We start from the raw sequence: 26,439 nt of genomic DNA, 5'->3' as shown, positions 1-26,439 counted from the left end.
GCCGCGACGACCGTCCACCCGTCCGGATCTGTCTCTATCATCGAGCCGTGACCCTGACGCTGACCTCCCAGGACCCTGCCCGCCTCGCCGTCGACGCCCTGGTCGTCGCGGTCGCCCAGCAGGACGGAACGCCCACCATCCTCGGCGCCGAGCGCCTGCCCAAGGACCTGCGGGCCCAGCTGGCCGACGCCGCCGCGCTCGGGATCACGGGCGCGACCGACGAGGTCCGCCGCCTGCCCGGCACCGGGCTGGTCGCCACGGTCGTCGTGCTCACCGGCGTCGGCCCGGCCGACAAGATCACCCCTGAGGTGCTGCGGCGGGCCGCGGGTGCTGCCACGCGCGAGCTCGCCGGCACCGCGCGCGTCGGCCTCGCCCTCCCCGCCGACGACGCCGCGTCCGTGGCCGCCGTGGCGGAGGGCGCCCTGCTCGGTGCGTACTCCTACACCCGGTACCGCGCGTCCGAGGCGGCCAAGCGGGCGCCGGTCAGCGTCCTCCAGCTGGTCACCGCCCACCCCCGGGACCGGGCCGCCGTCGCGGCCGTCGCCCGCGCCGAGATCGTCGCCGCCGCCGTGCACGGCACGCGCGACCTGGTGAACGCCGCCCCGAACGACCTGTACCCGGCGGCGTTCGCCGACATCGCGAAGGCGGCGGCGAAGGACTCCGGCGCCAAGGGGCTCAAGGTCACGGTGCTCGACGACAAGGCGCTCGCGGCCGGCGGGTACGGCGGCCTCATCGGTGTCGGCCAGGGATCCGTCCGCGGCCCCCGCCTGGTGAAGGTGGCCTACGCGCCGTCGCGTCCCAAGGCCAAGGTCGCGCTCGTCGGCAAGGGCATCACGTTCGACTCGGGCGGCATCTCGATCAAGCCCGCCGCCGGCATGGAGGCCATGAAGTCCGACATGGCCGGTGCCGCCGCCGTGCTGCACACGGTCCTCGCCGCGGCCCGCCTCGAGCTGCCGGTGGCCGTCACCGGTTGGCTCTGCCTGGCGGAGAACATGCCCTCCGGCACGGCCCAGCGCCCGTCCGACGTGCTCACCATCCGGGGCGGCAAGACCGTCGAGGTGCTCAACACCGACGCCGAGGGCCGCCTGGTCATGGCCGACGGGCTCGTCGCCGCCGTCGAGGAGAAGCCGGACGTCGTCATCGACATCGCCACCCTCACCGGCGCGCAGCTGGTGGCGCTCGGCCACCGCGTGTCCGCCGTCATGGGCACGGACGACGTGCGCGGCGAGGTCGTAGCCGCCGCCGAGACCAGCGGCGAGCAGTTCTGGCCGATGCCGCTGCCCGCGGACCTGCGGGCGGGGCTCAAGTCCAAGGTCGCCGACCTGGCGAACATCGCGGACCGGTTCGGCGGCATGCTGACGGCCGGGATCTTCCTGCAGGAGTTCGTCGGGCAGACCCCGTGGGCGCACCTCGACATCGCGGGTCCGGCCTACAACGAGCGGGCGGCCCACGGGTACACACCCGTCGGCGGCACCGGGGTCGGCGTCCGGACGCTGCTGGCTCTGCTCGAGGGCCGCGCGCCTGGGGCCTGACCGCCCTCAGGGCTCGAACGGTCGCGGCGCACGCGGACCGCGACTGCTGCTAGGCGTGCTTGCGCCGGCCGCGGAGTCGCTGCCGCGAGTTCCAGTCCCGGACGCGCTGCGGGTAGCCGGTGCGCTGCACGTCGTAGACGGGGATCCCCATGTCGCGCGCGAGCTGCCACGCGGTCGCCGGGTCCGGCACCCGCCGACGGGTCCACTCACCGTCCGTGGCGACGAGCATCATCGTCGTCGGCGTGTCGTTGGTCCGGGGCTCGACGTAGGCCTCCACTCCGACGCGCGTCGCGACGAAGTTCTTGAGGTGCGCGAGCGTCGCCTCGCGCGCGTCGCGGTCCGTCGGCGCGTCGGTGGCGGCCGGCTTGCGGCGCGAGAACAGGCCCATGGCGCACGAGAGTAACCTGCGAACCTGCCGGTCGCCGGGGTGTGATCGAGCAGACGGAACACCAGTCATGGGACGACTGTTCTGCTCATCACATGGTCGAGCGCGTCGTCCGGGTCGTTCCAACCCTGTCGGGATGACAGGATGGTCGGCGAGCTCGAGACCACCAAGTCTGCGTATGAGGAGTCTGCACGTGGCCGACACGAACGGCACCGCTTTCGACATCGTCGTCCTGGGCGGAGGCAGTGGTGGCTACGCCGCCGCGCTGCGCGCCGCACAGCTGGGCAAGTCCGTCGCCCTCGTGGAGGCGGACAAGGTGGGCGGCACCTGCCTGCACTACGGGTGCATCCCGACCAAGGCCCTGCTGCACGCCGCCGAGCTGGCGGACCACGCCCGCGACGGCGCCCACTTCGGGGTCCACACGACCCTCGACCACATCGACATGAACGGTGTGAACGAGTACAAGGCCACCGTCATCGGCCGCCTCTACAAGGGCCTGCAGGGTCTCGTGAAGTCCCGCAAGATCACGGTTTTCGAGGGCTACGGCAAGCTCGTCGGCCCCGACACGGTCGAGGTCAACGGTGAGCGCATCACCGGCGGCCACGTGATCCTCGCGACCGGCTCGTACGCGCGCTCGCTGCCCGGCCTGGAGATCGGCGGTCGTGTCGTCACGTCCGACCAGGCGCTGCAGCTCGACTGGGTGCCCAAGTCGGTCATCGTCCTCGGCGGCGGCGTCATCGGCTCCGAGTTCGCCAGCGTCTGGAAGTCGTTCGGCGCGGACGTCACCATCATCGAGGCGCTCCCCCACCTCGTCGCCAACGAGGACGAGTCGCTGTCCAAGGCGTTCGAGCGCGCGTTCCGCAAGCGCGGCATCAACTTCAACCTGGGCGTGCGGTTCCAGGGCGTGACCCAGGACGACAACGGCGTGCACGTCACGCTCGAGGACGGCAAGACGTTCGACGCCGACCTCCTGCTCGTCGCCGTCGGCCGTGGGCCGCGCACCTCGGGCGTCGGCTACGAGGAGCAGGGCATCACGCTGGACCGCGGCTTCGTCATCACCGACGAACGCCTGCACACCGGCGTCGGCAACGTCTACGCCGTGGGCGACATCGTCCCCGGCCTGCAGCTCGCGCACCGCGGCTTCGCGCAGGGCATCTTCGTCGCCGAGGAGATCGCGGGCCTCAACCCGGCGGCCATCGTCGAGTCCGGCATCCCGCGCGTGACGTACTCCGACCCCGAGGTCGCCTCGGTGGGTCTCACGGAGGCGCGCGCCAAGGAGGTCCACGGGGCCGACGCCGTCGAGACGCTCGAGTACAACCTGGGCGGCAACGGCAAGAGCCAGATCCTCGGCACGCAGGGCTTCGTCAAGCTCGTGCGGCAGAAGGACGGCCCCGTCGTCGGCGTGCACATGATCGGGGCGCGCGTCGGTGAGCTCATCGGCGAGGGTCAGCTCATCGTCAACTGGGAGGCCTACCCCGAGGACGTCGCGTCCCTCGTGCACGCCCACCCCACCCAGAACGAGGCCCTCGGGGAGGCGCACCTCGCGCTCGCCGGCAAGCCGCTGCACGCCCACAACTGACCACACGAATCGAAGGAGACACGAGCGGTCATGTCCGACAACGTGCAGCTGCCCGCACTCGGTGAGTCCGTCACCGAGGGGACCGTCACCCGCTGGCTGAAGAACGTGGGCGACACGGTGGAGGTCGACGAGCCGCTGCTCGAGATCTCCACCGACAAGGTCGACACCGAGATCCCGTCGCCGTTCGCCGGCGTGCTCGAGCAGATCCTGGTCCAGGAGGACGAGACCGTCGAGGTGGGCGCCACGCTCGCCGTCATCGGGTCCGGCCAGGCCTCGTCCGGCGAGGGCGACGCTCCGACAGCAGAGGAGCCCGCAGCCGAGGCGCCCGCCGCCGAGGAGCAGGCGCCTGCCGAGGAGCCCGCCGCCGAGGCCGAGCCGCAGGAGCAGTCCACCGAGTCGCACGAAGAGCCGGCCGCAGCGCCCGCGGCGGAGTCCACGTCCGGCGGGGCCAGCGAGAACGTCGTGCTCCCCGCGCTGGGCGAGTCCGTCACCGAGGGCACGGTCACCCGCTGGCTCAAGGCCGTGGGCGACGAGGTCGCGGTGGACGAGCCGCTGCTCGAGATCTCCACCGACAAGGTCGACACGGAGATCCCGTCGCCGTTCGCCGGCACGCTGCAGCAGATCCTGGTGCAGGAGGACGAGACCGTCGAGGTCGGCGCCACGCTCGCCGTCATCGGCTCCGGCTCCGCGCCGGCCGCCGATGCCGCTCCTGCTCCTGCTCCTGCTCCTGCTCCCGAGCAGAAGGCACCCGAGGCCGAGGAGAAGGCTCCCGAGCCGCAGACCGCTCCGGAGCCGGCCGCCGAGCAGGAGTCGGCCGCGCCGGCGCCCGTGCCGGCCACCCCGACGCCGGCTCCGGTGCCCGCCACCCCGGCTCCCGCCGCGGCTCCCGCGCCCGCTGCACCCCCGTCGGTCTCGGGCACCTACCTCACCCCGCTCGTCCGCAAGCTCGCGGCCGAGAAGGGTGTCGACGTCGCCGCGCTCGTGGGCACGGGCGTCGGCGGTCGGATCCGCAAGGAGGACGTCCTCGACGCGGCAGCCAAGGCCGAGGCCGAGAAGGCAGCAGCCGAGGCGGCCAAGGCCCAGCCGGCCGCCGCCAAGCCCGCCGCCACCGCCAAGCCCGCCGCGGCCGTCCCGGCGGTCTCACCGCTGCGGGGCACCACCGAGAAGGCCAGCCGGCTGCGCCAGATCATCGCCGAGCGCATGGTCGACGCCCTGCACTCGCAGGCTCAGCTGACCACGGTCGTCGAGGTCGACGTCACCCGGGTCGCCCGGCTGCGCGCCAAGGCCAAGGAGGACTTCAAGGCACGCGAGGGCGTCAACCTCACGTTCCTGCCGTTCTTCGTGCTGGCAGCCGTCGAGTCCCTCAAGGCGTTCCCGAAGATCAACGGCGTGCTCGAGGGCAACCAGATCACCTACCACGCGCAGGAGAACGTCGGCATCGCCGTCGACACCGAGAAGGGCCTGCTGGTCCCGGTGGTCCGCGACGCGGGCGACCTGAACCTCGCCGGCATCTCGCGCAAGATCGTCGACCTCGCGGGTCGCACCCGCCAGAACAAGGTCACGCCGGACGAGCTGAGCGGCGCCACGTTCACGGTGACCAACACCGGCTCGGGTGGCGCGATTATCGACACCCCGATCGTCCCCGGCGGCACGTCCGCCATCCTGGGCACCGGCGCGATCGTCAAGCGCCCGGTCGTCATCCAGGACGCGGACGGCGCCGAGGTCATCGCGATCCGCTCGATGTGCTACCTGTCGCTCTCCTACGACCACCGCCTGGTCGACGGAGCGGACGCCTCGCGGTACCTCAGCGCGGTCAAGGCCCGCATCGAGGAGGGCGCGTTCGAGTCCGAGGTCGGCCTCTGACGCACGACCGCACGTGATCGACCGACGGCCCGGTACCCCGCAGGGGGTGCCGGGCCGTCGACATGTCGGCGGGACGTCCCGACCGTAGGGTGACGGCATGCAGGTCGTCGTCGCGGGGTCGCACGGGTTCATCGGCAGCAGGCTCGTCCCGCACCTGCGGGCGAGCGGGCATCGGGTCACGGTGCTCGTGCGGGGCGAGACCAAGGGCGCCGACCAGATCGCGTGGGACCCGGTGGCCGGCCGGCTCGACCCCGCCGCGCTCGCCGGCGCGGACGCGGTCATCAACCTCGCGGGCGCGAACCCCGGGTCGAGGCCGCTGACAGAGGCCCGCAAGCGCGAGGTCCTCTCGTCGCGGCTGCTGACCACCCGGCTCCTGGCGCGGACGCTCGCGGAGCTCGACGACGGGCCGCAGGTGCTGCTGCAGGCGTCGGGGATCGGCGCCTACGGCTCGCGCGGCGACGACGTGCTCGACGAGGACGAGCCGATCGGCACCACGTTCTTCGCGAACGTCGTGCGGCAGTGGGAGGCGGCCACCGCACCCGCCGCCGACGATGGCGTCCGCGTGGTGCACCTGCGCACCGGGATCGTGCTCGGGCAGGGCGGCGGGGCGCTGGGACCCTTGCTGCCGCTGATCAAGGCCGGAGTCGGCGGGCGGCTCGGGTCGGGGCGGCAGTTCTGGCCGTGGATCACGCTGCTGGACGAGGTCCGGGCGATCGAGCACCTGCTCACGGCCGACGTGCAGGGTCCCGTCAACCTCGTCACCGCACCCGCCCGGAACGCCGAGGTGGTCGCCGCGCTGGCCGGTGCGTTCCACCGACCGGCGGCGATCCCGGTGCCGTCCTTCGCGCTGCGCCTGGTACTCCGCGACTTCTCCTCGGAGGTGCTCGGGTCGATCCGGGCGGTCCCGGCAGTGCTGGACGCCAGCGGCTTCGCCCCCGTGCACGGCGACCTCGCCACGGCCGCGGCCTGGGTGGCCGCCGGCTGACGTCAGCGTCCGACCACGTCCCACACGCGCCAGCCGTCGTCGGTCCAGCGCAGGCCGAGCACCACCGTGCGGGCCGCCGGAGCGGGCGTCTGCGCCGGCGTCGTCGTGACGGCGGACACCGCGACGTCGGTCGTGGTGCCACGGCTCCCGTCGTCCGCGACGAGCCACGCGTCCTGCACGTCGACGGTGAGCCCGTCCGCGCGCCGGCCGGCACGGTCGGCCAGGAGCCGCACGTCCGCGGTGTGCGCGGGGCCGTCGGGCACCTCCGCCGCGTCGAGCGCCGCCGGGTCCGCGTCGCCCACCGCCGCGGCCCGCAGCCTGGTGAGCTCGGCGGCGGCCGCTACCGGGTCGTCGCGGTCCAGCACCACGTCCGCCCGTGCGGGCACGCGCTCGGTCAGCCCGCGGGCCACCGCACCGCCGACCAGCACGACGACGACCGCGGTCGCCGCGGCGCCGACCACGATGGCCCGGCGACGCCGTCGGGCCCGTTGCGCACGCCGCACGCCGCGCGGCACGGCGTGCTCGCGGCGGGCGCCCGCGGCCAGCGACGACGACGCGAGCGCACCCGCGTCGGGCAGCCGGACCGGCTCCGGCTCCGCGATCCGGTAGCACCGGTCCACCACGCGGCCCGCCTCGAGCCCGGAGACGGTCAACAGCTCGGCCAAGGCCTCCCGCAGCGCCGGCCGGTCGGCCGCGTCGGACACCAGGTGGACGTCCTCGCTCGGCAGCTGGGCGAGCACCGTGGTGACCAGGCGCCGCACGTCTGCCTCGGGGTCGCCCGCCGCGAGCACCGCACCGCGCAGGTCGGTGAGGACCGGCCTACCGTCGGGGCGCACGACGACGGCCGACGCAGTCACGCCACCGTGGACCATGCCCGCGTCGTGGAGGGCGCCGAGCGCGCCCGCGACCGGGATCGCCACCGTCGCGGCCTCGCCGTCGCTCAACGGGGCGCGCGCCGCGCGGACCTGCGCGAGCGTCAGGCCGGCCACGTGCTCGACCACGAGCCCGAGCCGGCCCGGCGAGAGCTCGACCACGTCGAGCAGCTGGGCGAGGTGCTCGTGCCGCAGGGCGCGGAGCCGGGCGACGCGCGCCGAGAGGAGCTCGTCGGCCACGGCGGGCACGACATGGAGCTCGAGCCGCCGGTCGGAGCCGTCGAGCGCCACCGCCAGCCAGCCCTCGCCCGCCAGGTCGACCGGGCGGAACCCGACGTGGGCGAGCACGGTCTCGACGTCGGCCGGCACGAGGAACGCGTCCATGCCGGTCATCCAAGACCCCAGCGGCCGCGCGCGTCGGGCGTCGTCCACAGGCCACGCCCCTCAGTCGAGCAGGACCACCCGCCGCTCGTCCGCGGACACCTGGGCGGCGTCCAGGACGCGTGCCGTGCGCGCCGCGTCGGCGGGGTCGACGGGCGGCGGGCCGCCGTCCACCACCCACCGCACGACGGCGCGGTAGAGGTCGACGTGCCCGCCCGCGGCGCGCGGCACGGGCGTGCGTTCCGCGCCGCGGACGAGCCACCCCTCGTGGACCGGCTCGCCCGGCCGGCGGGTCTCCTCGTAGGCGTCGTCCAGGGCGCCGAAGGGCGTCGGCTCCCCCTCGAAGCTGGTGACCAGGAAGGCGCCGCCGTCGCCCAGCACGCGCGTGCGCGGCCCCGGAGCACCGACGACCGCCCCGGCCTGCAGGTGGCTCACGACGCCGTTGCCCTCGTGCACGAGCGCGAGGAACACGTCGTCGGCGGCGGGTGTCGAGCGGGAGTGCAGCTCGGCGTAGACCTGGGACACCGGCCCGAAGAGCTGCACGGCCGAGTCGACCAGGTGGGCACCCAGGTCGAGCAGCAGGCCGCCGGACTCCGGGTCGTTCTCCTTCCAGCGGTCCTGCGGCACGGGACGGAACCTCTCCCAGCGACGCTCGAACCGGTGCACGTTCCCCAGCTCGCCGCTCGCCAGGAGCCCGAGCAGCGTGAGCTGCTCGCTGTCCCACCGCCGGTTCTGGAAGACGGTGAGCCGACCGTCGGCGCGGTCGGCCAGCGCCTGGGCGTCGGCCGCGCTGGTGGCCAGCGGCTTGTCGACGAGCACGTGCAGACCGGCGTCCAGGGCTGCGGTCACGTGCGCCACGTGCTCGCCGGTCGGGCTCGCGACGACGACGAGATCGAGCTCGTCGGCCCGCGCGAGCAGCCCCTCGACGTCGGGCACCACGGCGGCGCCGGGCCAGTCCTGCTCCACCTGGGCGGCCCGGCTGCGCGTGACGACGCCGGTCACGCTCTGCCCCGCCTCGCGCAGCAGCCGGGCGTGGATCCCTCGGCCCGCTCCCCCGTACCCGACCAGCCCGACCCGCAGCGACTCCATGCGGCTCACTCTAGGTCGGCGGGTGCGGCGTCCTTGCGGGCGAGCGCGCTGGGCCACCACGTGCGCCGGCCGATGTCGTGCACGAGGGCCGGCACCAGCAGGCTGCGGACCACCAGCGTGTCGAGCAGCACGCCGAAGGCCACGATGAACGCGATCTGCGCGAGGAACAGTAGCGGGATGACGCCCAGGGCCGCGAACGTGGTCGCCAGCACGACGCCCGCCGACGTGATGACGCCGCCGGTCACCGCGAGCCCCCGGAGCACGCCCGCCCGCGTCCCGACCTTCACGGACTCCTCGCGCACGCGGGTCATGAGGAAGATCGAGTAGTCGACGCCGAGGGCCACGAGGAACACGAACGCGAACAGCGGCACGACGGGGTCCGCGCCCGCGAAGCCGAACACGTGGTTGAAGAAGATCGCGGACACCCCGAGCGCCGCAGCGAACGACAGGACGTTGGCCACCAGCAGGAGAGCCGCCGCGACGACCGACCGCAGCAGGATCATGAGGATCAGCCCGATCACCAGGAGCACGACGGGGACGATCACCCGCAGGTCCCGCTCGCCCGCCAGCTGCGTGTCGAGCGACTCGGCAGCGGCACCGCCCACGACCGCGTCCGGGCTGACCTCGTGCACGGCGGTCCGCAGGTCCTCGACCGTCGCGACGGCCTCCTGGGTGTCGGCCGAAGCCGTCGTCGAGACGTCGAGGCGCACGCGTCCGTCGACGACGACCGGCGGTGCGTCCGTCGCCGGAGCGCCGGCGGGAGCGCCGGTGTACGGCACCACGGCCTCCACGCCGTCGACGCCCTCGGCCGCCGCCGTCACGGCGTCGACGTCGGCCTCGTCCACGATGACGATCGCGGGCTGCACCGCGCCGGCCGGGAAGTGCTCGGACAGCACCGCCTCGCCGCTGACCGCGTCGACGTCGGTGAGGAAGATGTCGACCTGGTTGGTCCCCGACGCGTTGAGCGTGGGCAGGAACGCCGCACCGACGCAGAGCGCGAGCGCGGTGACGATCCACACCGCCCGGTCCCGCCGGCCGACGAAGCGCGCCGAGCGCGCCCACAGGCCCGTCCCGACCGTGGGGTCGACGACCGTCGCGTCGACGGCGTCGTGGCGCGGCGCACGCGGCCAGAACAGGACCCGCGAGCGCTTGCCGAACACGAGCAGGAGCGCCGGCAGGAGCGTGAGCGCCCCGAGCATGGCGGACGCGATCCCGATCGCCGCGACCGGGCCGAGGCTGCGGTTGGAGCCGAGGTCGGACAGCAGGAGGCAGAGGACGCCGGCGATCACGGTGCCGGCGCTGGCCGCGATGGGCGCGACGCACGCCCGCAGCGCCCGACCCATGGCCGCCGCCGGGTGCTCCACATGGTGGAGCTCCTCCCGGTACCTCGCGACGAGCAGCAACGCGTAGTCCACGGAGGCGCCGACGACCAGGATCGACAGGATGCCCTGGGACTGTCCGTTGAGGACCAGCGTGCCGTTCTTGGCCAGGTGGTAGACGACCAGACCCGCGAGGCACAGCGCGAACACGGCGGTGAGGATGACGACGAACGGAAGGAACGGCGAGCGGTAGACGATCGCCAGGATCAGCAGGACCGCACCGAGCGCGACGAGCAGCAGGACGCCGTCGATGCCGCCGAACGCGGTGACCAGGTCCGCGACGAACCCGGCGGGTCCGGTGACCCAGGCGTGCAGGCCCAGGTCGCCCGCGCTGGTCGCGGTCGCGCCGAGGTCCGCCTCGAGCGAGTCGCGCAGTGCCTGCACGAACGAGTCGGTGACGCCCTCGTCGCCGGCCAGCAGGTCGTCGGCCTTCGCGCCGTCCAGCGAGAACGCGACGAGCATCGCCTGCCCGTCCTCGGACGGGACGACCGCCGGCTCACCCACGAGGTAGTCGGACCAGGTGCCCTCGTTCCCGGCCGGCAGCGCCTGGTCGGGCACCCCCGCCGCCCACTCCTGGACGGCCGCGAGCTGGTCCGGGGTGACGTCGCCGCCGTCCTCGGGCTCCAGGACGACGAGCGCCGGTAGGGTCTCGGTGTCGACGAAGCCCTTGCTCTCCTCGGCGGCCCGGGTGGACTCGGCCGACGAGGGCAGGAACGCCGAGGCGTCGTTCGTCTGGACCTGCGACAGCTTGCCCTGCGCCATCCCGCCGACCGACCCGATGCCGAGCCAGACCACCAGGGCGACGCCGACGAGCACGGCACGGACGATCGTCGAGCGGCGATTACTCAGCATGCTGAGTATCATTGGCGACGATCCTCCGAAGAGCAAATGGAGGCGGGATCATGGAGCACGAGGACGAGACGGCGGACACGCTCGACCCGGCCTCGCCCGACCCCGCGCACTGGCCCGTCGGACGACTCCTGTCGGCGGCGTCCCGACGCGTCGAGCGGGACTGGAACGCGCACCTGGCCGCGTGGGACCTGAACCACGCCAGCCTGCCGGTGCTGGTCCACCTGGTGCGATCGTCAATGTCACAGCGCGAGCTCGCCGCCGCCTGCGGCGTGACCGAGCAGACCATGAGCCGCGTGCTGGCCCGGATGGAGCGCACCGGGTACGTCACGCGCACGCCGCACGAGGCCGACCGCCGCCGGCACGTCATCGCGATCAGCGACGCAGGCCGGGGCGCCCTCGCCGTCGCCTCGGACCGCGAGTTCGCCGAGGAGCTGGTCACTCGGGGACTGACCCAGGAGCAGACCGAGCAGCTGCGCGGCCTCCTCGCCCTCGTGGCCCGTCCTGCCGCGGACGCGGGTTAGCCTGACCGACATGCGGTTCGACGAGCTCGACCTCGGCACGCGCCTGCTCCCCTACGAGCCGACGTGGCAGCTGCAGCGCGAGGCGCTCACGGCGGTCGCCGACGGCACCCGCGAGGACGTCGTGCTCCTGTGCGAGCACGAGGACGTGTACACGGCGGGCCGACGGACCGCGTCGTGGGACCGACCCGTCGACGGCACTCCCGTGGTCGACGTCGACAGGGGTGGCCGGATCACGTGGCACGGGCCCGGGCAGCTCGTGGGCTACCCCATCGTCAAGCTCGCGACCCCCATCGACGTGGTGCGCTACGTGCGTGCGCTCGAGGAGGCGCTCATCCGCACGTGCGCCGACCTCGGCCTGACCGCGATCCGCGTCGACGGCCGCAGCGGGGTCTGGTTCCCGGCCGACGAGCTGCGCCGGGAGCGCAAGGTCGCCGCGATCGGGGTGCGCGTCTCCCGGGGCGTCACCATGCACGGCTTCGCGCTCAACTGCGAGCCCGACCTGGCGGCGTTCGACCGCATCGTGCCGTGCGGCATCACCGACGCCGACGTGACCTCGCTGTCCGTCGAGACGGGCCGGCGGGTGACCATCGCCCAGGTCGTCCCGCTCGTCCGTGCGCACCTCGTCGACACGCTGCTCCCGATCCTCGAGACGCGCGCGGCACCGGCCACGGTGTGACGCGCGACTCCCCTGCAGCCGACGCGGCGACCGCGGGTTAGTCTGACCGGCGTGACGATCGCAGCCGATGGCCGACGCATGCTCCGTATCGAGGCGCGCAACTCCGAGACCCCGATCGAGCGCAAGCCGGAGTGGATCCGCACGCGCGCGACGATGGGCCCCGAGTACACCGAGCTCAAGGGCCTGGTGAAGCGCGAGGGCCTGAACACGGTGTGCGAAGAGGCCGGCTGCCCCAACATCTTCGAGTGCTGGGAAGACCGCGAGGCGACGTTCCTCATCGGCGGCGACCAGTGCACCCGGCGGTGCGACTTCTGCCAGATCGACACGGGCAAGCCCGCCGACTTCGACGCCGACGAGCCCCGCCGCGTCGCCGCGTCCGTGCAGGCCATGGGGCTGAAGTACTCGACCGTCACCGGCGTCGCCCGCGACGACCTGCCCGACGGCGGTGCGTGGCTCTACGCCGAGACCGTCCGCCAGATCCACGCCGTGAACCCCGGGACCGGCGTCGAGCTGCTCATCCCCGACTTCAACGCGACCCCCGAGCTGCTGGCCGAGGTCTTCTCGTCGCGACCCGAGGTGCTCGCTCACAACCTCGAGACGGTCCCCCGCATCTTCAAGACGATCCGGCCCGGCTTCCGCTACGACCGGTCGCTGTCGGTGCTCACCGCGGCGCGCGAGGCGGGGCTGGTCACCAAGTCCAACCTCATCCTCGGCATGGGCGAGACCACCGAGGAGGTCGTCGAGGCCCTGGCCGAGCTCCGCGAGGCCGGCTGCGACCTCATCACGATCACGCAGTACCTGCGCCCGTCGGTGCGGCACCACCCCGTGTCGCGCTGGGTGCGCCCGGAGGAGTTCGTCGAGCTGTCGGCCGAGGCCGAGCGCCTCGGGTTCCTCGGCGTGATGTCCGGGCCGCTGGTTCGCTCGTCGTACCGCGCCGGCCGCCTCTGGGGCCAGGCCATGCGCCGCTACGGCCGCCCGATCCCGGAGGCGCTCGCCCACTTCGCCGAGCCGACGACGTCCCGCCAGGAGGCGGCGAGCCTGCTCGCCCGCTGATCGTCAGAACGGCTCCGCCGGGTCGGTAGACTTCGGGCCCATGGCCCGTGACAACTCCCCCGCCGCTGCACCGACCGGCAAGGTCAAGAAGACCCGCTGGTACCACCAGGTGTGGCAGGCGTACCAGATGACCCGCAAGAACGACCCGGCAGTCACGTGGATCGTGCTGGCGGTGTTCTTCGGCATCATCGCCGTCGGTCTCGTTATCGGCCTGCTGATCAACCACTGGGTCTACGTGCTGCTGCTGAGCATCCCGTTCGCGGCGCTCGGGGCGATGTTCATCCTCGCCCGCCGCGCCGAGACGGCCGCGTACACGCAGATCGAGGGCCAGCCGGGTGCGGCCTTCGCCGCCCTGGGGACCATCCGTCGCGGCTGGACCTTCGCGCAGGAGCCCGTCGCGGTCGACCCCCGCACCCAGGACATGGTGTTCCGCGGCGTCGGACGCCCCGGTGTCGTCCTCGTCGGCGAGGGCCCCGCGTCGCGCATCGGCAAGCTGCTGGAGTCGGAGCGCAAGCGCACCGCACGCGTCATCTCCGGCGCCCCGATCACGCTCATCCAGGTCGGCGACAGCGAGGGCCAGGTCACCCTGCGCAAGCTCCCGCGCGCCGTCCAGAAGCTCCGCCCGAAGCTCTCCAAGCAGGAGGTCGCCGAGGTGAGCAAGCGCCTCACCGCCCTGGGCGGCATCAAGCTCCCCGTGCCGAAGGGCGTCGACCCCATGCGCGCGCGCCCCGACCGCAAGGGCATGCGCGGCCGCTGACCGGCCGATGGCCGTCTGAGGGTCAGCGACGGACGATGGCCGTCCCCGCGACGCGGTCGTGCAGGCCACGGCCGTCGCTGTCCCACACGACGGCGGGGACGACGAGGCAGAGCAGGACGGTGCGCCCGAGGGCGCTGAGGAAGCCGGGGGCCGCGGTCGCCCACACCGGGTCCGTGCGCTCGGCGGGGCGGTCGGGGAACACCCGACGCACGCGCAGGCCCAGGAGCCGGTGGCCGAGCGTGTTGCCGATCGAGCCGACCAGCAGCACGTTCTCCAGCGCGAAGATGCCCAGGGTGGCCAGCGGGTTGCCGCGGGACAGGAAGAACGCGGTCGGGTCCACGACGAAGAACGCGCCGGAGATCAGCAGGCACGCTGTCCAGTCGATCGCGAGCGCCGTGACCCGGCGCCCCAGCGGCGCGAGCGCGCCCGAGCCCGACCCGGGCAGCCCGAGACGCACCCCGCGCGGGACCGCGCGCGTCGCGTCCGGACCGTCGGGGTCGTCGGGGGTGCCGCCAAGCCACGAGCTGAGGTCACGACGATCTGCCACCCGAGCAGGGTAGGCGACCGGCCGCGATCGACCGCACAGCGGGCCATCCTCCAGTGAGACGCCGATGCCCACCTCAGCCGGCAGGCATAGGGTCAACATTCGTTACACGAGGGACGGGCTCGTAACGCTGTCGAAACACTTGGTACACGACAGAGAAACGCCGCGCTCGTAGCCTCGCCTTGCCCGACCCCACGGGTACCACCGACCGAGGAGCAGCGGATGTTCAGCAAGCCAGAGGAAGTCCTGGCGTTCATCAAGAGCGAGGACGTGAAGTTCGTCGACGTCCGGTTCTGTGACCTGCCCGGCACGATGCAGCACTTCAACGTCCCGGCCTACTCGCTGGAGCTGGACTTCTTCACGGACGGCCAGATGTTCGACGGATCCTCGATCCGTGGCTTCCAGGCGATCCACGAGTCGGACATGAAGCTGATCCCGGACATCAGCACCGCGTACATCGACCCCTTCCGGGTCGAGAAGACGCTGAACATCAACTTCCACATCGTGGACCCGTACACCGACGAGCCCTACAGCCGCGACCCGCGTCAGGTCGCCGCGAAGGCCGAGGCGTACCTGAAGTCGACCGGCATCGCGGACACGGCGTTCTTCGCCCCCGAGGCCGAGTTCTACATCTTCGACGACGTCCGCTTCCACACGAAGCAGAACGAGTCGTTCTACTCGATCGACTCCTTCGAGGCGGCCTGGAACACCGGCCGCGAGGAGGAGGGTGGCAACCTCGGCCACAAGATCCCCTACAAGGGCGGCTACTTCCCCGTCCCCCCGGTCGACGGCTTCTCGGACATCCGCGACCAGATCAGCCTGCAGCTGGACGCCCTCGGCCTCGGTGTCGAGCGCGCCCACCACGAGGTCGGCACCGCCGGCCAGCAGGAGATCAACTACCGCTTCGACAAGCTCGCGATCTCGGGCGACAAGGTCATGCTCTTCAAGTACGTCGTGAAGAACGTGGCGCACGAGAACGGCAAGACCGCGACCTTCATGCCGAAGCCCCTCTTCGGTGACAACGGCTCCGGCATGCACGTCCACCAGTCCCTCTGGAAGGACGGCGAGCCGCTGTTCTTCGACGAGAAGGGCTACGGCGGCCTGTCCGACCTCGCGCGCTGGTACATCGGCGGCCTGCTCAAGCACGCGCCCTCGCTGCTGGCGTTCACCAACCCGACGGTGAACTCCTACCACCGCCTGGTCCCCGGCTTCGAGGCCCCCGTCAACCTGGTCTACTCGGCCCGCAACCGCTCCGCGTGCATCCGCATCCCGGTCACCGGTTCGAACCCGAAGGCCAAGCGCATCGAGTTCCGCGTGCCGGACCCGTCGTCGAACCCGTACCTGGCGTTCGCCGCCATGCTCATGGCCGGCATCGACGGCATCCAGAACCGGATCGAGCCGCCGGACCCGGTGGACAAGGACCTGTACGAGCTGCCCCCCGAGGAGCACGCCCTCATCCAGCAGGTCCCGGGCTCGCTCGGCGAGGTGCTCGACAGCCTCGAGGCCGACCACGACTTCCTCACGGCGGGCAACGTCTTCACGCCCGACCTGATCGCGACGTGGATCGACTACAAGCGCAACGCCGAGGTCGACCCGATCCGTCTGCGGCCGCACCCGCACGAGTTCGAGCTCTACTACGACGTGTGATCGTCCCGACCCCTGGCTGCTCCCAGGGGTCGGTGACCTGCAGTGACGACACCCCCGTCGCCCTCGTGGCGGCGGGGGTGTCGCACGTCTGCCACCAGACGGTGCGGCGATCGCTGCCCCGGTGACCGTGGTGGGTCACGTCGGCATGTTGTGCGCTTCCTTCTCGCCGCCGCCGAACCGTTCGTTGATGAGGCCGTGCCGCAGGCCGCGGTCGCTGACCGTCAGCCGATCCATGCCCACCTTGTCCATGACGGTGCGCACGATGCAGGCGCCGGCGAGGATCACCTCGGCGCGCTTCGGCTGCAGTCCCACGATCGACCGGCGCCCCTCGGCATCCTGCGTCCGGTACAGCTCGATCTGGCGATCGACCTCGCCGCGCTCGAGGACGGAGCCCTGGACGGCATCCGGGTCGTAGCTCTCGAGGCCCAGCTTGACGGCCGTGAGGTTCGTCATCGCCCCGCCCATCCCCACCAGGGCGTCCGGCGCGGGCCGGTCGTCGAGCCGGTCCAGGTCGCCGGCGATCGCGGCGAGCGCGGCCTCGAGCGTCTCTCGCGAGACCTCACTGTCGAGCCCGAAGCGCTCCGTGTAGCGGGCGGCTCCGACGTCGACGCTGAAGCGCTCGTCGACGGCATCGCCGTGGCCGAACGTGAACTGGGAGCTGCCGCCGCCGGTGTCGAAGACCACGATCGAGCCGTCCGCCACCTCGAGCCCCGCCAGCGCGGCGACGTAGGCCAGGCGACTCTCCTCCTCACCGGAGACGACCTCGACGGACACTCCAGTCGCGGCTTCGATGACGGCCAAAACGTCAGCTCGGTTGTCGGCCATACGCAGCCCGGCCGTCCCGACGGCGGCGATCTCCCTGACCAGGTGCCTGCGCGCCTCCGCGACCATCCCGCGGATGGCGTCCGTCGTCCGCTCGAGCGCCTCGGGCGAGATGCTCCCCGTCTGCGCGAGACCCGCGCCGAGCTGGGTCACCTCGGCGCGATCGACCAGCGCCTCCCACCCGCCCGCGACCGGCTGGCCGATGTGGAACTTCACGGAGTTCGTGCCCACGTCGATGGTGGCGTAGCGCGGCGGCTGCCCGTCGAACAGGGCTCCCAGCCCACGCGGGTAGCTCGTGTTGACCCGGTTGCCCAGGCCCACGGCTCGGACGGCGGCCACCACCGCGTCGAGATCCTCCGACTCGATCGCGAGCGTCCTGGTCACCCACTCGCCGACCTCGACCTCGGAGAGCTCACCGATGCAGCCCTCGATCGTGTGTCGGACGCGCCGCTTGCGGACCGGTACGGAGCGAACGCCGGGGTGGGGATCCACCACCTCGCTGAGGAGCTCCTCGAGGCTGTACGTCTCCCGCAGCAGGTCGGGCACGGGCTGGCGCAGCGCGGCAAAGACGGCCTCGATGTCGTCGCGGCCGAGGGGGAACTCGGCCTTCAGGACCGGTTCCCACCGCTCCAGCCCACCCGTGCCGACCTCGCGCAGGAGCTTGATGTCCATGAGCCCGTCGCGCACCTTGACGGTGTCGCCGTACACCGACAAGAGGTAGAGCTCGTCGCTCTGCTTAGTCCCCGTCGGCGTCTGGCCGGCAAGAAACTCCTCCGCCGGTCCGAACTGGACGCCGAACGTGCGCCACTCCCAGCGCGGGATGATCTCAGTGGTCGCCATCGGTCACCACGTCCTCGACGTGGTCGGTGCCGATGCGACGGACTGCTCGATGAGGCGCCTCATGCCGGCTTGGCCTGGAGCTCTGCCGAGAAGAACTCCAGTGCCGTCTTGGTCTTCGTCTGCTGCTCACCGGTGATGTCGACGCCCTTGTCTGCGAGGAGCCGCCGGAGCTCGGCCGTGACGGCGATGACTTCCGTCGGGTGGCACTTCGTGGACAGCTCGAGGATGCGGGAGCCGTCCGGGTAGAACCACATCTCGGCGACGAGGCCACGGCCGAACGTCTCCGGCACGACCTTCAGCTTGAGCACGAAGATCGGGCCGAGGATCGACAGGTCGTCCAACTTCAGACCGTCGGGGGCGTGCTCGGCGAAGAACGCCCGCTGCTCCTTCGAGAACAGCTTCCGGAGCGACTGCTCTCCGGACACCGAGGCGCGGACTGCGGTCGCGGGGAGCTTGCCCTTCAGCGTCGCGGAACAGACGTAGCTGCCGGGCACGATGTCGACCTCGACGTTGAAGTTCGGCGACCGTCGGATCTCGCCGGGGAGGTCGGTGGGCACCACGGGCCGCAGCTTGACGACCGAGTCGTCGCCCCGTCCCTGGATCCGCCGCGCTCGCACCACGACACCGGCCTTGCTGAGCCGGAGGTCGGGAGTGTCGAGGAAGTACACGTGGCGGATCTGGGCGTCGATCGGGTCGAGGCCGAGCGTCGCCGTCGTCGATCGATGTGCGACCTCGGGCACGGTCACCTTGAGCTCGACGCTGTCAGCGCCCTGCAGCAGCTCCCGGAGCCGGAGCAGCTCGTCCGACAGCAGTGGCAGGCTCCCCGTCGCGGTCACGTCACTCACTCTCTGCCCGCGCCGCACAGGACGCTCCGACGTTTCGCAATCTACGCCGTCGGCGCGCCCGATATGGGCGCTGACGTGGCTGAATACGTCGGAGCCTCGGTGTGCGAGGAGAGATTGTCCAGCCCGCACGAACAGCGAGCCGGCCGCCCCCCTGTGGCGGCCGGGTCGTGCGCACGACGACCGACGACGAGCCTCAGTACGAGCACCAGTGCGGCCCCCTGCAGTACGGCAGGGCGACGGAGTGTGTCCCGTCTCCGCTGCCCGGCGACGCGTGGAGCGCGCCGGTCCCGAACGCGCTGAGCCCACCGGCCAGGACGACGGCGGTGACGATGCCGAGGAACTTCTTCATGATGCCCTCCAAGGTGGTCGGCGCCGCGGAGCTGCGGCGCTGATCACCGGTGTGGCACCCACCGGTATCGCGGGGCGCCGGACGCGGTATCACTTCGGTATCGCGACCGTTGACCCGTCGCGCGCACGGGCGGAGAGTCGGGCCATGGGCATCCAGGTGCTCGGACCTCTCGCCGGGCGTACGAGCCCACGAGCCCCGACGAGGGCTGACGTCAGTTCAGCGACGCGTCCTCGGCGTACGTCGACACGATCGCCAGGTCACCGCCCTGACGACGCAGCACCCGCCGCCACAGCCCCGTGGGCTCGCGCGTGAGCAGGTCGTCGGGCAGGGCGTCGACGAGGAACCAGGACCGCTCGTCGAGCTCGCGCTCGAGCTGGTCCTCCGACCAACCGGCATACCCCGCGAACACCCGGACCCCGCGCACGCGCGCCCCGACGGTCTCCGGCACGGCGTCCAGGTCCACCAGCCCGAAGGGCCCGATCACGGCGTCGACGTCGGGCGACGCGGTCGCGCCCACCGCCAGGACCGCCACGCCCATCGCCGTGTCCTGGCCGACCGGGCCGCCGAGGAACAGCACCGGGGGGTCCGTGACGTGCGCGTGCCACTCGGGCAGCACCACGCCGACGTCGACCGACGACGGCCGGTTGAGCACCACGCCGAGCGCACCGTTGTCGCCGTGGTCGAGAAGCAGGATGACGGTGCGGTGGAAGGCCGGCTCGCGCAGCGCAGGCGCGGCCACCAGGAGGCGGCCCCGCATGGTCGGGCGGTCGGTCATGCCCCCATCATCACCGACACTCGTCGCCGGTGAGCGTGGTGCCGCACAGGATCCGGGCAGGGACGACCCCGACCGTCACACCACCCGACCGAGGGCGATCGCGGCGTACATCAACGCCGCCACGGTCTCGCCGTCGGTGATCGTGCCGTCGGCCACGAGCCGCAGGACCTGCGCCCATGGGATGCGCCGGACACCGGTGATCCCCTCCTCCGCCTGCTCGACCGGCACGTCGGAGACGCGCAGGCCACGGGCAAGGAACACGTGCTCGGGCGCGTGGCACACGCCGTTGAGCGCGAACATCGAGCCCACGGGCTCCCAGCTGTGCGCCTCGAGACCGGTCTCCTCGCGCAGCTCGCGGCGGGCCGCCAGCTCCGGCTCCTCGCCGTCCGACCCACCCGCCGGCACCTCGAGGGACACCGCGCCCGTGGCGTAGCGGGCGACCTCCACGAGGACGACCTCGTCGTCGTCGGTGAGCGGGACGACGAACACCGCCGGGTTCCGCAGCTCGACCACGCCGTAGATCCCGATCCCGCCGTCGGGGCGGTCGACCTCGTCCTCGCGCACGCGGATCCAGGGGTTCTCGTAGACGGTCGTCGAGGTGCGCGTGCGCCAGGCGTTCATGACGCCAGCCTGGCAGACCGCACATCGGGAGCTCGTCGCCGTCATTGCACACGTCCGGCGCCCGCGAGCACACTGAGGTGCGCCCGGGACGTCGAGACCCGGGGAAGGGCGGCCACCGATGGCCGAGCTGCAGAGCGGGACCGTCAGCCAGGCGGAGCACGATCGCCTGCGCCGCGCCTACGACGACGCCACCGACCAGTTCGCGGCCGCGAACGCGGTCCTGTCCGCGCTGGGGTCCGCCGCCGATCCCGATGCCGTGCTCGACACGATCGTTGACACGGCACGGCGGCTGTGCCGGGCCCAGACGGTCCTGGTCTACCTCATCGACGGCGACCGGTTCACGCTCGCGTCGTCGGTCGGCCTGACCGCCGAGCTGCGGAGCTACTGGCGCGAGCACCCCATCCGGGTGGACGGCGACACGATCGTGGGTCGCGCGGCCACCCGCCGGGCGGTCCAGCAGATCTCCGACGTCCTCGTCGACCCCGCCTACCGCCGGCGCGACCTCCAGGAGATGGTCGGGTTCCGCACCGTGGTCGCGGCCCCGATGGTGCTGGACGACGAAGTGGTGGGCGCTCTGTCGCTGCTGCGGAGCGAGGTGGACCCGTTCGACCCGGGCGAGGTCGCCCTCCTCGAAGCGTTCGCGGCGCAGGCTGCGATCGTCGTGCGGCACGTGGACCTGCTCGCGGCGCTCGACGCGCGCGGAGCCGAGCTCGCCCGGCGCGTGGACCAGCTCGAGGCGCTGAGTGCGGTCGGCGGGATCGTGAGCTCGAGCCTCGTCCTGGACGAGGTCCTGGCCACGATCATCAAGAACGCCGTCCGCTTCTCGGGCTGCGACGGCGGCTCGATGATGGAATACCTCGAGGAGGACCAGGTCTTCTCGGTCCGCAGCGCGTACGCCAGCAGCCCCGAGCTCCTGGCCGCGCTGCGTGCCGTGCGGATCGAGCTGCGCGGCACGCTCGTCGGAAGGGCGGCGCTCGAGCGGCACCCGGTCGCGGTCCCCGACCTGGACGAGGTCGACCTCGATCCTCACCTGGCGGTCCTGCACGCCGACGGCTGGCGCTCCGTCCTCGCCGTCCCCGTGCTGCGCGGCGAGCGGATCGTCGGCGCGCTCGTCGTGCGCCGTCGCTCCGTCGGACCGTTCGCACAGGAGACGGTCGACTTCCTGGAGACGTTCGCCAGCCAGTCGGCGCTCGCGGTGACCAACGCCCGGCTGTTCCGCGAGCTCGAGGTCAAGACGGCCGAGCTGGAGGTGGTGAGCCAGCACAAGTCGGAGTTCCTGGCGAGCATGTCCCACGAGCTCCGGACGCCCTTGAACGCCGTCATCGGGTTCTCCGAGGTCCTCCTCGAGCGGCTCTTCGGCGACATCAACGAGCGTCAGGAGGAGTACCTGCGGGACATCCTGAGCTCGGGGCAGCACCTGCTCGAGCTGCTCAACGAGATCCTCGACCTGTCCAAGGTCGAGGCCGGCCGCATGGAGCTCGAGCCGTCCACCTTCTCCGTGCCGGCCGCGATCGAGTACGGCATCGCGACCGTGCGGGGACGCGCCAACGACCACGACATCGCGCTCGCGCTCTCGCTCGACCCGACGGTCGATCTCGTCGAGTCCGACGAGCTGAAGTTCAAGCAGGTCGTGGTGAACCTGCTGAGCAATGCGGTGAAGTTCACGCCCGACGGCGGCCATGTCGTCGTCGCTGCGCGGCACGTCGGGCCGGAGCTGGAGCTCACCGTCACGGACGACGGCCCGGGCATCGCGCCCGAGGAGCGCGAACGCATCTTCGAGGCGTTCCAGCAGGGACGGCGTGGTGCTCCTCGGGAGGAGGGCACGGGGCTCGGCCTGACTCTGTGCCGACGGCTCGTCGCGCTCCTGGGCGGCCGGATGTGGCTCGAGACTGAGGTCGGCGTCGGGAGCACCTTCGGCTTCGTGGTGCCCTCGGGCACCGCAGCGGGGACCGGCTCGACCGAGTCGAGCGACGACGCTCCCGTGGTGGTCCTCGTCGACGACGACCGCGCCTCCCTCGACCTGCTCGCCGCCTACCTCGACGAGTTCGGCGTGCGGGTCGTCCGGGCGCGCGACGGCAGGGCCGGGCTCCACGAGATCCGGTCGTTGCTGCCGGCGGCCGTCGTGCTGGACCTGCGCCTGCCGGGCATGGACGGCTGGCAGATCCTCGAGCGCCTGAAGGCCGACGAGGCGACGCGCGACATCCCCGTGGTGATCGCTTCCATCGTCGACGAGCGGCCACGCGGCATCGCCTCGGGTGCGGCCGAGTACCTCATCAAGCCCGTCGCCCGCGACGACCTGGTGCGCGCGCTGCGCCGTGCCGAGGCCCTGCCCGTCGACGCCAGTGCCACCGGGGGGATGCTGTGACGACATCGGGTCGCATCCTCGTGGTCGAGGACAACGCGCTGAACCTCAAGCTCATCCGCGACGTGCTCCAGGTCCGCGGCTACGACGTCGTCGAGGCCAGGTCGGGCGAGGAGGGCGTCAGCCTGGCGCACGTCTGCTGCCCCGACCTCGTCCTGATGGACCTCCAGCTCCCCGGTATCGACGGGGTCGAGGCGATGCACCGGTTGCGTCGGGACCCGGTGGTCGCCGACGTGCCCGTGGTCGCCGTGACCGCCTTCGCGATGCAGGAGGACCGTGACCGCGCGCTGGCCGACGGCTTCGACGGGTACCTGTCCAAGCCGATCAGCGTCCGGGCCCTGCCGTCCCAGGTCGATGCGTTCATGGTGATCGGGCACGCCCATGCCTGAGGAGGTGACGATCCTCGCCGTCGACGACCTGCCTCAGAACCTGCGCCTGCTGCAGGCGGTCCTCGAGCCGCGGGGCTACCGACTCCTGCTCGCTGGGTCGGGCGAGGAAGCGCTGGATGTCCTGCACGATCCGGGTCACGACGATGTCGACCTGATCCTGCTCGACATCGTCATGACCGGCATCGACGGGTACGAGGTCTGCCGTCGGGTCCGGGCGGACCCGACCACCGCCTACCTCCCGGTGGTGATGATCACGGCGAGCGGGGACCAGGAGAAGCTGCGCGCCATCGAGGCCGGGGCCGACGACTTCGTCACGAAGCCCTTCCACCAGGACGAGCTGGTCGCCCGGGTGGCGTCGCTGGCCCGCGTGAAGCGGTACCAGGACACGATCGCCCGGCAGGCGGCCGAGCTGGCGGGCTGGAACGCCGAGCTGGAGGAGCGCGTCCGCACCCAGGTCGACGAGCTGCAGCGCCTGCACCGGCTCCGACGCTTCCTCCCACCACAGCTCGCCGACCTGGTGATCGACTCCGGTGACGAGTCGCTGCTCGACAGTCACCGTCGGGAGATCGTCGTGGTCTTCTGCGACCTGCGCGGCTTCACCCCCTTCGCGGAGCAGTCCGAGCCGGAGGAGGTGATGGCGGTGCTGCGCGAGTACCACCGGGCGCTGGGCGAGCTCATCGACGAGTACGAGGGGACGCTCGAACGGTTCACCGGCGACGGCCTGATGGTCTTCTTCAACGACCCGGTGACCTGCGACGACCCCGCGTGGCGGGCCGTGGCGATGGCGATGGCGATGCAGGACCGGGTCGCGGCACTGGCCGTCGGCTGGTCCCGCCGGGGCCACGAGCTCGGCTTCGGCATCGGCGTCGCGCAGGGCTACGCCACGCTCGGACGGATCGGGTTCGAGGGCCGGTCCGACTACGCCGCGATCGGCAGCGTGACCAACCTCGCCGCGCGGCTGTGCGCCGAGGCGACAGCCGGCCAGGTCCTCGTCAGCCAGCGCGTCTTCTCCGCTGTAGAGGACCGCGTCGGCGGGCGACCCATGGGTGAGCTAGACCTGCGCGGCTTCAGCAGGCCCGTGGGCACGTTCGCCGTCGAGAGCGCGGGGGTGAGGCAGCCGTGACCACGCTGGACGACCTGGACGAGGCGGAGCGCCAGGAGCGGTTCTCGATGCTCCAGCAGCGGATGAGGTCGGTCTGGGACGTCATGCGGCAGCACCACGAGGACGAGTCCGTCGTGGTCATCCCGTCCGTCGGGGTCGATGCCAAGGCGAGCGCCGGGCTGGTCCAGGCCTACGAGGAACGCTTCCTGTTCCTGCTCCTCCTGCTCCGCCAGCCGTTCCTGCGGATGACCTACGTGACCTCGACGCCGATCAAGGACAGCATCATCGAGTACTACCTGGCACTCCTGCCGGGCGTCATCCCCAGCCACGCCCGCGCACGCCTCACGCTCGTCTCCGTCGACGACGCCTCGCTGCGCCCACTCAACGAGAAGGTCCTCGAGCGGCCTCGGTTGCTGGCGAGCATCGCGGCGGGGATCCCCAACCGCGCCCGGTGCCACCTCATCGCCTACAGCACGACCGAACGGGAGCGCGACCTCGCCCTCCACCTGGGCATCCCGATGTACGGCTCCGACCCGCACCTCGCCGACCTCGGCAGCAAGACCGGTTGTCGAGGCCTCTTCGCCGACGAGGGTGTCCTGCACCCCGCGGGTGCCGAGGGCTTGCGCAGCCCGGACCACGTCGTCGACGCCGTGCTGGCGATGCTCGCCGAGCGCCCCGGCACCGCCGCGGTGATCGTGAAGCTGAACGACGGTGTCTCCGGCAACGGCAACGCGGTGGTCGACCTGCGGGACCTCCCGGGCAGGGACCTGCGCGCCGAGGTGGCCGACCGTGTGGCGACCCTGGAGCTGGAGTCGGCGACGTTGAGCCGCGACGACTATTGGCACCGGTTCGCCGCCGGCGGTGGCGTGGTCGAGGAACGGGTCACCGGCACCGAGCTGCGCAGCCCGAGCGTCCAGCTCCGCGTCCTGCCCGACGGCACGGTCGAGCTGCTCTCCACCCACGACCAGCTGCTCGGCGGACCCAGCGGCCAGCGGTACCTGGGGTGCACCTTCCCCGCGGACCCGGCGTACAGCCGGCTGATCAGCGAGCCGGCGGAGATCATCGGCCGCCGCCTCGCACGGGAGGGGGTCCTCGGCCGGTTCGCCGTCGACTTCGTCGTCGTCCGCGACGGGTCGGGTGCCTGGACGGCGCACGCCATCGAGCTGAACCTGCGCAAGGGCGGGACCACGCACCCGTTCCTCACGCTGCAGTTCCTCACCGACGGCCGCTACGACGGGCCCTCGGGCCGATACCTCACGTCAACCGGTGACGAGAAGCACCTGGTCGCCACCGACCACCTCGAGGCGCCCGAGCTGCGGGCGCTGCGCGTGGGCGACCTCTTCGACGTCGTCGCCAGGCACGGTCTGCACTTCGACCAGTCCCGGCAGACGGGCGTGGTGTTCCACATGATCAGCTGCCTGACGGAGCTGGGCCGCGTGGGCCTGACCGCCGTCGGCAACACGCCGGAGCAGGCGATGGACCTCTACCGACACGCCGAGGAGGTTCTCCTGGCGGAGGCCGTGGCGGCCGGGCGCTCGCGGGTGCTGCCGGGATGACGACGGACGCCGTCGACCACGTCTGGTACGTCGCCTACGGGTCGAACCTGAGCGCCGACCGGTTCCGCTTCTACCTGCGCGGCGGCCGGCCGTCCGGGAGCCTGCGCACCTATCCCGGGTGCCGCGACGGGACCGAGCCCGCGCGCACGGTCCCGCTCGTCGTGCGCGGGAGCCTCTCCTTCACCGGGGCGTCGACGGCCTGGGGTGGGGGCACCGCGGTCTTCGACCCCGACGGGACGGGACGGGTCGCCGCGGCCGCCTACCTGCTGAGCGCCGGACAGCTGGCCGACGTCCTTGCCCAGGAGATGCGCCGCGACCCCGGCGAGGACCTGGACCTGCAGACCCTCCGGCGCGAGGGTCGGCACCGCTACGGGCCGGGGCGCTACGAGACGATCGTGCACCTGGGTGTCCGCGACGGGATCCCGCTGGTGACCCTGACGTCCGAGCCGTTCGACGACGCGCCGCTGGCCGCCCCGACCGACGCCTACCTGCGGACGATGGAGGTGGGCCTGCGCGAGACGCACGGGTGGGGCCCGGCCGAGGTCCGCGCGTACCTGGCCGCCATCCCGGGCATGAGCGAGGCGTACTCGTCGTCCTGATGGGATTGCGCTTACCGAGTCGGATGTGCCACGGTGGGGAACCGGTTTCTCACGGCTTCTCACC

General features: G+C 72.2%; 24 protein-coding genes. 14 read left to right on the top strand and 10 right to left on the bottom strand.

The window, feature by feature from the left end:
* The first annotated feature begins 47 nt into the window (after positions 1-47).
* Positions 48-1,532, top strand: coding sequence for a leucyl aminopeptidase (locus ACXJKA_RS05715; RefSeq protein ID WP_456824217.1), 1,485 nt, complete (start codon positions 48-50; stop codon positions 1,530-1,532).
* Positions 1,533-1,581: 49 nt separating this feature from the next.
* Here ACXJKA_RS05715 and ACXJKA_RS05710 read toward each other — a convergent pair whose 3' ends face one another.
* Positions 1,582-1,920 carry an oxidoreductase gene (locus ACXJKA_RS05710; protein ID WP_456824216.1) on the bottom strand — a complete coding sequence of 113 codons (339 nt, stop codon included), beginning with the start codon at positions 1,918-1,920 and terminating at the stop codon, positions 1,582-1,584.
* A gap of 190 nt (positions 1,921-2,110) precedes the next feature.
* Between ACXJKA_RS05710 and lpdA the strand changes: the two genes are divergently transcribed.
* The 3 genes from lpdA (at position 2,111) to ACXJKA_RS05695 (ending at position 6,344) form a co-directional block, all read left to right on the top strand.
* Positions 2,111-3,496 carry a dihydrolipoyl dehydrogenase gene (gene lpdA / locus ACXJKA_RS05705; protein WP_456824215.1) on the top strand — a complete coding sequence of 462 codons (1,386 nt, stop codon included), beginning with the start codon at positions 2,111-2,113 and terminating at the stop codon, positions 3,494-3,496.
* Positions 3,497-3,526: 30 nt separating this feature from the next.
* A complete protein-coding gene (sucB, locus tag ACXJKA_RS05700; RefSeq protein ID WP_456824214.1) occupies positions 3,527-5,359 on the top strand; it encodes a 2-oxoglutarate dehydrogenase, E2 component, dihydrolipoamide succinyltransferase in 1,833 nt (610 codons plus the stop codon).
* A gap of 97 nt (positions 5,360-5,456) precedes the next feature.
* Positions 5,457-6,344, top strand: a complete 888-nt coding sequence (locus ACXJKA_RS05695; protein ID WP_456824213.1) for a TIGR01777 family oxidoreductase — start codon at positions 5,457-5,459, stop codon at positions 6,342-6,344.
* Between the two features lie 2 nt (positions 6,345-6,346).
* Here the strand turns inward: ACXJKA_RS05695 and ACXJKA_RS05690 are convergent, their stop codons facing one another.
* From ACXJKA_RS05690 to ACXJKA_RS05680, 3 genes are read right to left on the bottom strand one after another with little or no spacing between them, the layout of a single operon-like run.
* A complete protein-coding gene (locus tag ACXJKA_RS05690; protein WP_456824212.1) occupies positions 6,347-7,600 on the bottom strand; it encodes a hypothetical protein in 1,254 nt (417 codons plus the stop codon).
* 60 nt (positions 7,601-7,660) lie between these two features.
* On the bottom strand, positions 7,661-8,686 hold the full coding sequence (locus ACXJKA_RS05685) for a Gfo/Idh/MocA family protein (RefSeq protein WP_456824211.1): 1,026 nt from the start codon (positions 8,684-8,686) through the stop codon (positions 7,661-7,663).
* A 5-nt stretch (positions 8,687-8,691) separates the two neighbouring features.
* Positions 8,692-10,917: an MMPL family transporter gene (locus ACXJKA_RS05680; RefSeq protein WP_456824210.1), complete on the bottom strand. Its 2,226-nt coding sequence runs from the start codon at positions 10,915-10,917 to the stop codon at positions 8,692-8,694.
* Positions 10,918-10,967: 50 nt separating this feature from the next.
* Between ACXJKA_RS05680 and ACXJKA_RS05675 the strand changes: the two genes are divergently transcribed.
* Genes ACXJKA_RS05675 through ACXJKA_RS05660 form a run of 4 tightly spaced genes read left to right on the top strand, consistent with a single transcriptional unit; the run spans position 10,968 to position 13,924 of the window.
* Entirely contained in the window at positions 10,968-11,438 is a 471-nt protein-coding gene (locus ACXJKA_RS05675) for a MarR family winged helix-turn-helix transcriptional regulator (RefSeq protein WP_456824209.1), read from the top strand.
* A gap of 10 nt (positions 11,439-11,448) precedes the next feature.
* Positions 11,449-12,114, top strand: coding sequence for a lipoyl(octanoyl) transferase LipB (lipB, locus tag ACXJKA_RS05670; protein ID WP_456824208.1), 666 nt, complete (start codon positions 11,449-11,451; stop codon positions 12,112-12,114).
* 51 nt (positions 12,115-12,165) lie between these two features.
* Positions 12,166-13,167: a lipoyl synthase gene (gene lipA, locus ACXJKA_RS05665; protein WP_456824207.1), complete on the top strand. Its 1,002-nt coding sequence runs from the start codon at positions 12,166-12,168 to the stop codon at positions 13,165-13,167.
* A 40-nt stretch (positions 13,168-13,207) separates the two neighbouring features.
* Positions 13,208-13,924: a DUF4191 domain-containing protein gene (locus tag ACXJKA_RS05660; RefSeq protein WP_456824206.1), complete on the top strand. Its 717-nt coding sequence runs from the start codon at positions 13,208-13,210 to the stop codon at positions 13,922-13,924.
* Between the two features lie 22 nt (positions 13,925-13,946).
* Here ACXJKA_RS05660 and ACXJKA_RS05655 read toward each other — a convergent pair whose 3' ends face one another.
* Entirely contained in the window at positions 13,947-14,471 is a 525-nt protein-coding gene (locus ACXJKA_RS05655; protein WP_456824205.1) for an RDD family protein, read from the bottom strand.
* Positions 14,472-14,690: 219 nt separating this feature from the next.
* On the opposite strand from ACXJKA_RS05655, the gene glnA reads away from it, so the two are divergent.
* Entirely contained in the window at positions 14,691-16,115 is a 1,425-nt protein-coding gene (gene glnA / locus ACXJKA_RS05650) for a type I glutamate--ammonia ligase (RefSeq protein ID WP_456824204.1), read from the top strand.
* A 135-nt stretch (positions 16,116-16,250) separates the two neighbouring features.
* Here the strand turns inward: glnA and ACXJKA_RS05645 are convergent, their stop codons facing one another.
* From ACXJKA_RS05645 to ACXJKA_RS05625, 5 genes are all read right to left on the bottom strand, one after another.
* The gene (locus ACXJKA_RS05645) at positions 16,251-17,777 is read right to left on the bottom strand and encodes a Ppx/GppA phosphatase family protein (protein ID WP_456824203.1); all 1,527 of its coding nucleotides are present in this window, start codon (positions 17,775-17,777) and stop codon (positions 16,251-16,253) included.
* Between the two features lie 59 nt (positions 17,778-17,836).
* Positions 17,837-18,613 (bottom strand): hypothetical protein, encoded by a 777-nt coding sequence (locus tag ACXJKA_RS05640; protein WP_456824202.1) that lies wholly within the window; start codon positions 18,611-18,613, stop codon positions 17,837-17,839.
* Between the two features lie 202 nt (positions 18,614-18,815).
* Positions 18,816-18,971 carry a hypothetical protein gene (locus ACXJKA_RS05635; protein WP_456824201.1) on the bottom strand — a complete coding sequence of 52 codons (156 nt, stop codon included), beginning with the start codon at positions 18,969-18,971 and terminating at the stop codon, positions 18,816-18,818.
* A 211-nt stretch (positions 18,972-19,182) separates the two neighbouring features.
* Positions 19,183-19,746, bottom strand: a complete 564-nt coding sequence (locus ACXJKA_RS05630; RefSeq protein ID WP_456824200.1) for a YqgE/AlgH family protein — start codon at positions 19,744-19,746, stop codon at positions 19,183-19,185.
* A gap of 75 nt (positions 19,747-19,821) precedes the next feature.
* The gene (locus ACXJKA_RS05625) at positions 19,822-20,367 is read right to left on the bottom strand and encodes an NUDIX domain-containing protein (RefSeq protein ID WP_456824199.1); all 546 of its coding nucleotides are present in this window, start codon (positions 20,365-20,367) and stop codon (positions 19,822-19,824) included.
* A 118-nt stretch (positions 20,368-20,485) separates the two neighbouring features.
* On the opposite strand from ACXJKA_RS05625, the gene ACXJKA_RS05620 reads away from it, so the two are divergent.
* The 5 genes from ACXJKA_RS05620 to ACXJKA_RS05600 are packed head-to-tail and all read left to right on the top strand — an operon-like array spanning position 20,486 to position 26,375.
* Positions 20,486-22,732: a GAF domain-containing protein gene (locus ACXJKA_RS05620; protein WP_456824198.1), complete on the top strand. Its 2,247-nt coding sequence runs from the start codon at positions 20,486-20,488 to the stop codon at positions 22,730-22,732.
* Positions 22,729-23,118, top strand: a complete 390-nt coding sequence (locus tag ACXJKA_RS05615) for a response regulator (RefSeq protein ID WP_456824197.1) — start codon at positions 22,729-22,731, stop codon at positions 23,116-23,118. The genes ACXJKA_RS05620 and ACXJKA_RS05615 overlap by 4 nt, the downstream gene beginning before the upstream one ends.
* The gene (locus tag ACXJKA_RS05610) at positions 23,111-24,241 is read left to right on the top strand and encodes an adenylate/guanylate cyclase domain-containing protein (protein WP_456824196.1); all 1,131 of its coding nucleotides are present in this window, start codon (positions 23,111-23,113) and stop codon (positions 24,239-24,241) included. Before ACXJKA_RS05615 ends, ACXJKA_RS05610 begins: the two co-directional genes overlap by 8 nt.
* A complete protein-coding gene (locus ACXJKA_RS05605) occupies positions 24,238-25,776 on the top strand; it encodes a peptide ligase PGM1-related protein (protein ID WP_456824195.1) in 1,539 nt (512 codons plus the stop codon). The genes ACXJKA_RS05610 and ACXJKA_RS05605 overlap by 4 nt, the downstream gene beginning before the upstream one ends.
* A complete protein-coding gene (locus ACXJKA_RS05600) occupies positions 25,773-26,375 on the top strand; it encodes a histone deacetylase (protein ID WP_456824194.1) in 603 nt (200 codons plus the stop codon). Before ACXJKA_RS05605 ends, ACXJKA_RS05600 begins: the two co-directional genes overlap by 4 nt.
* Positions 26,376-26,439 lie beyond the last annotated feature (64 nt).

The sequence above is a fragment of the Cellulomonas sp. P5_E12 genome, assembly GCF_054049315.1.
This window is presented reverse-complemented; position numbering and strand designations above follow the sequence as displayed.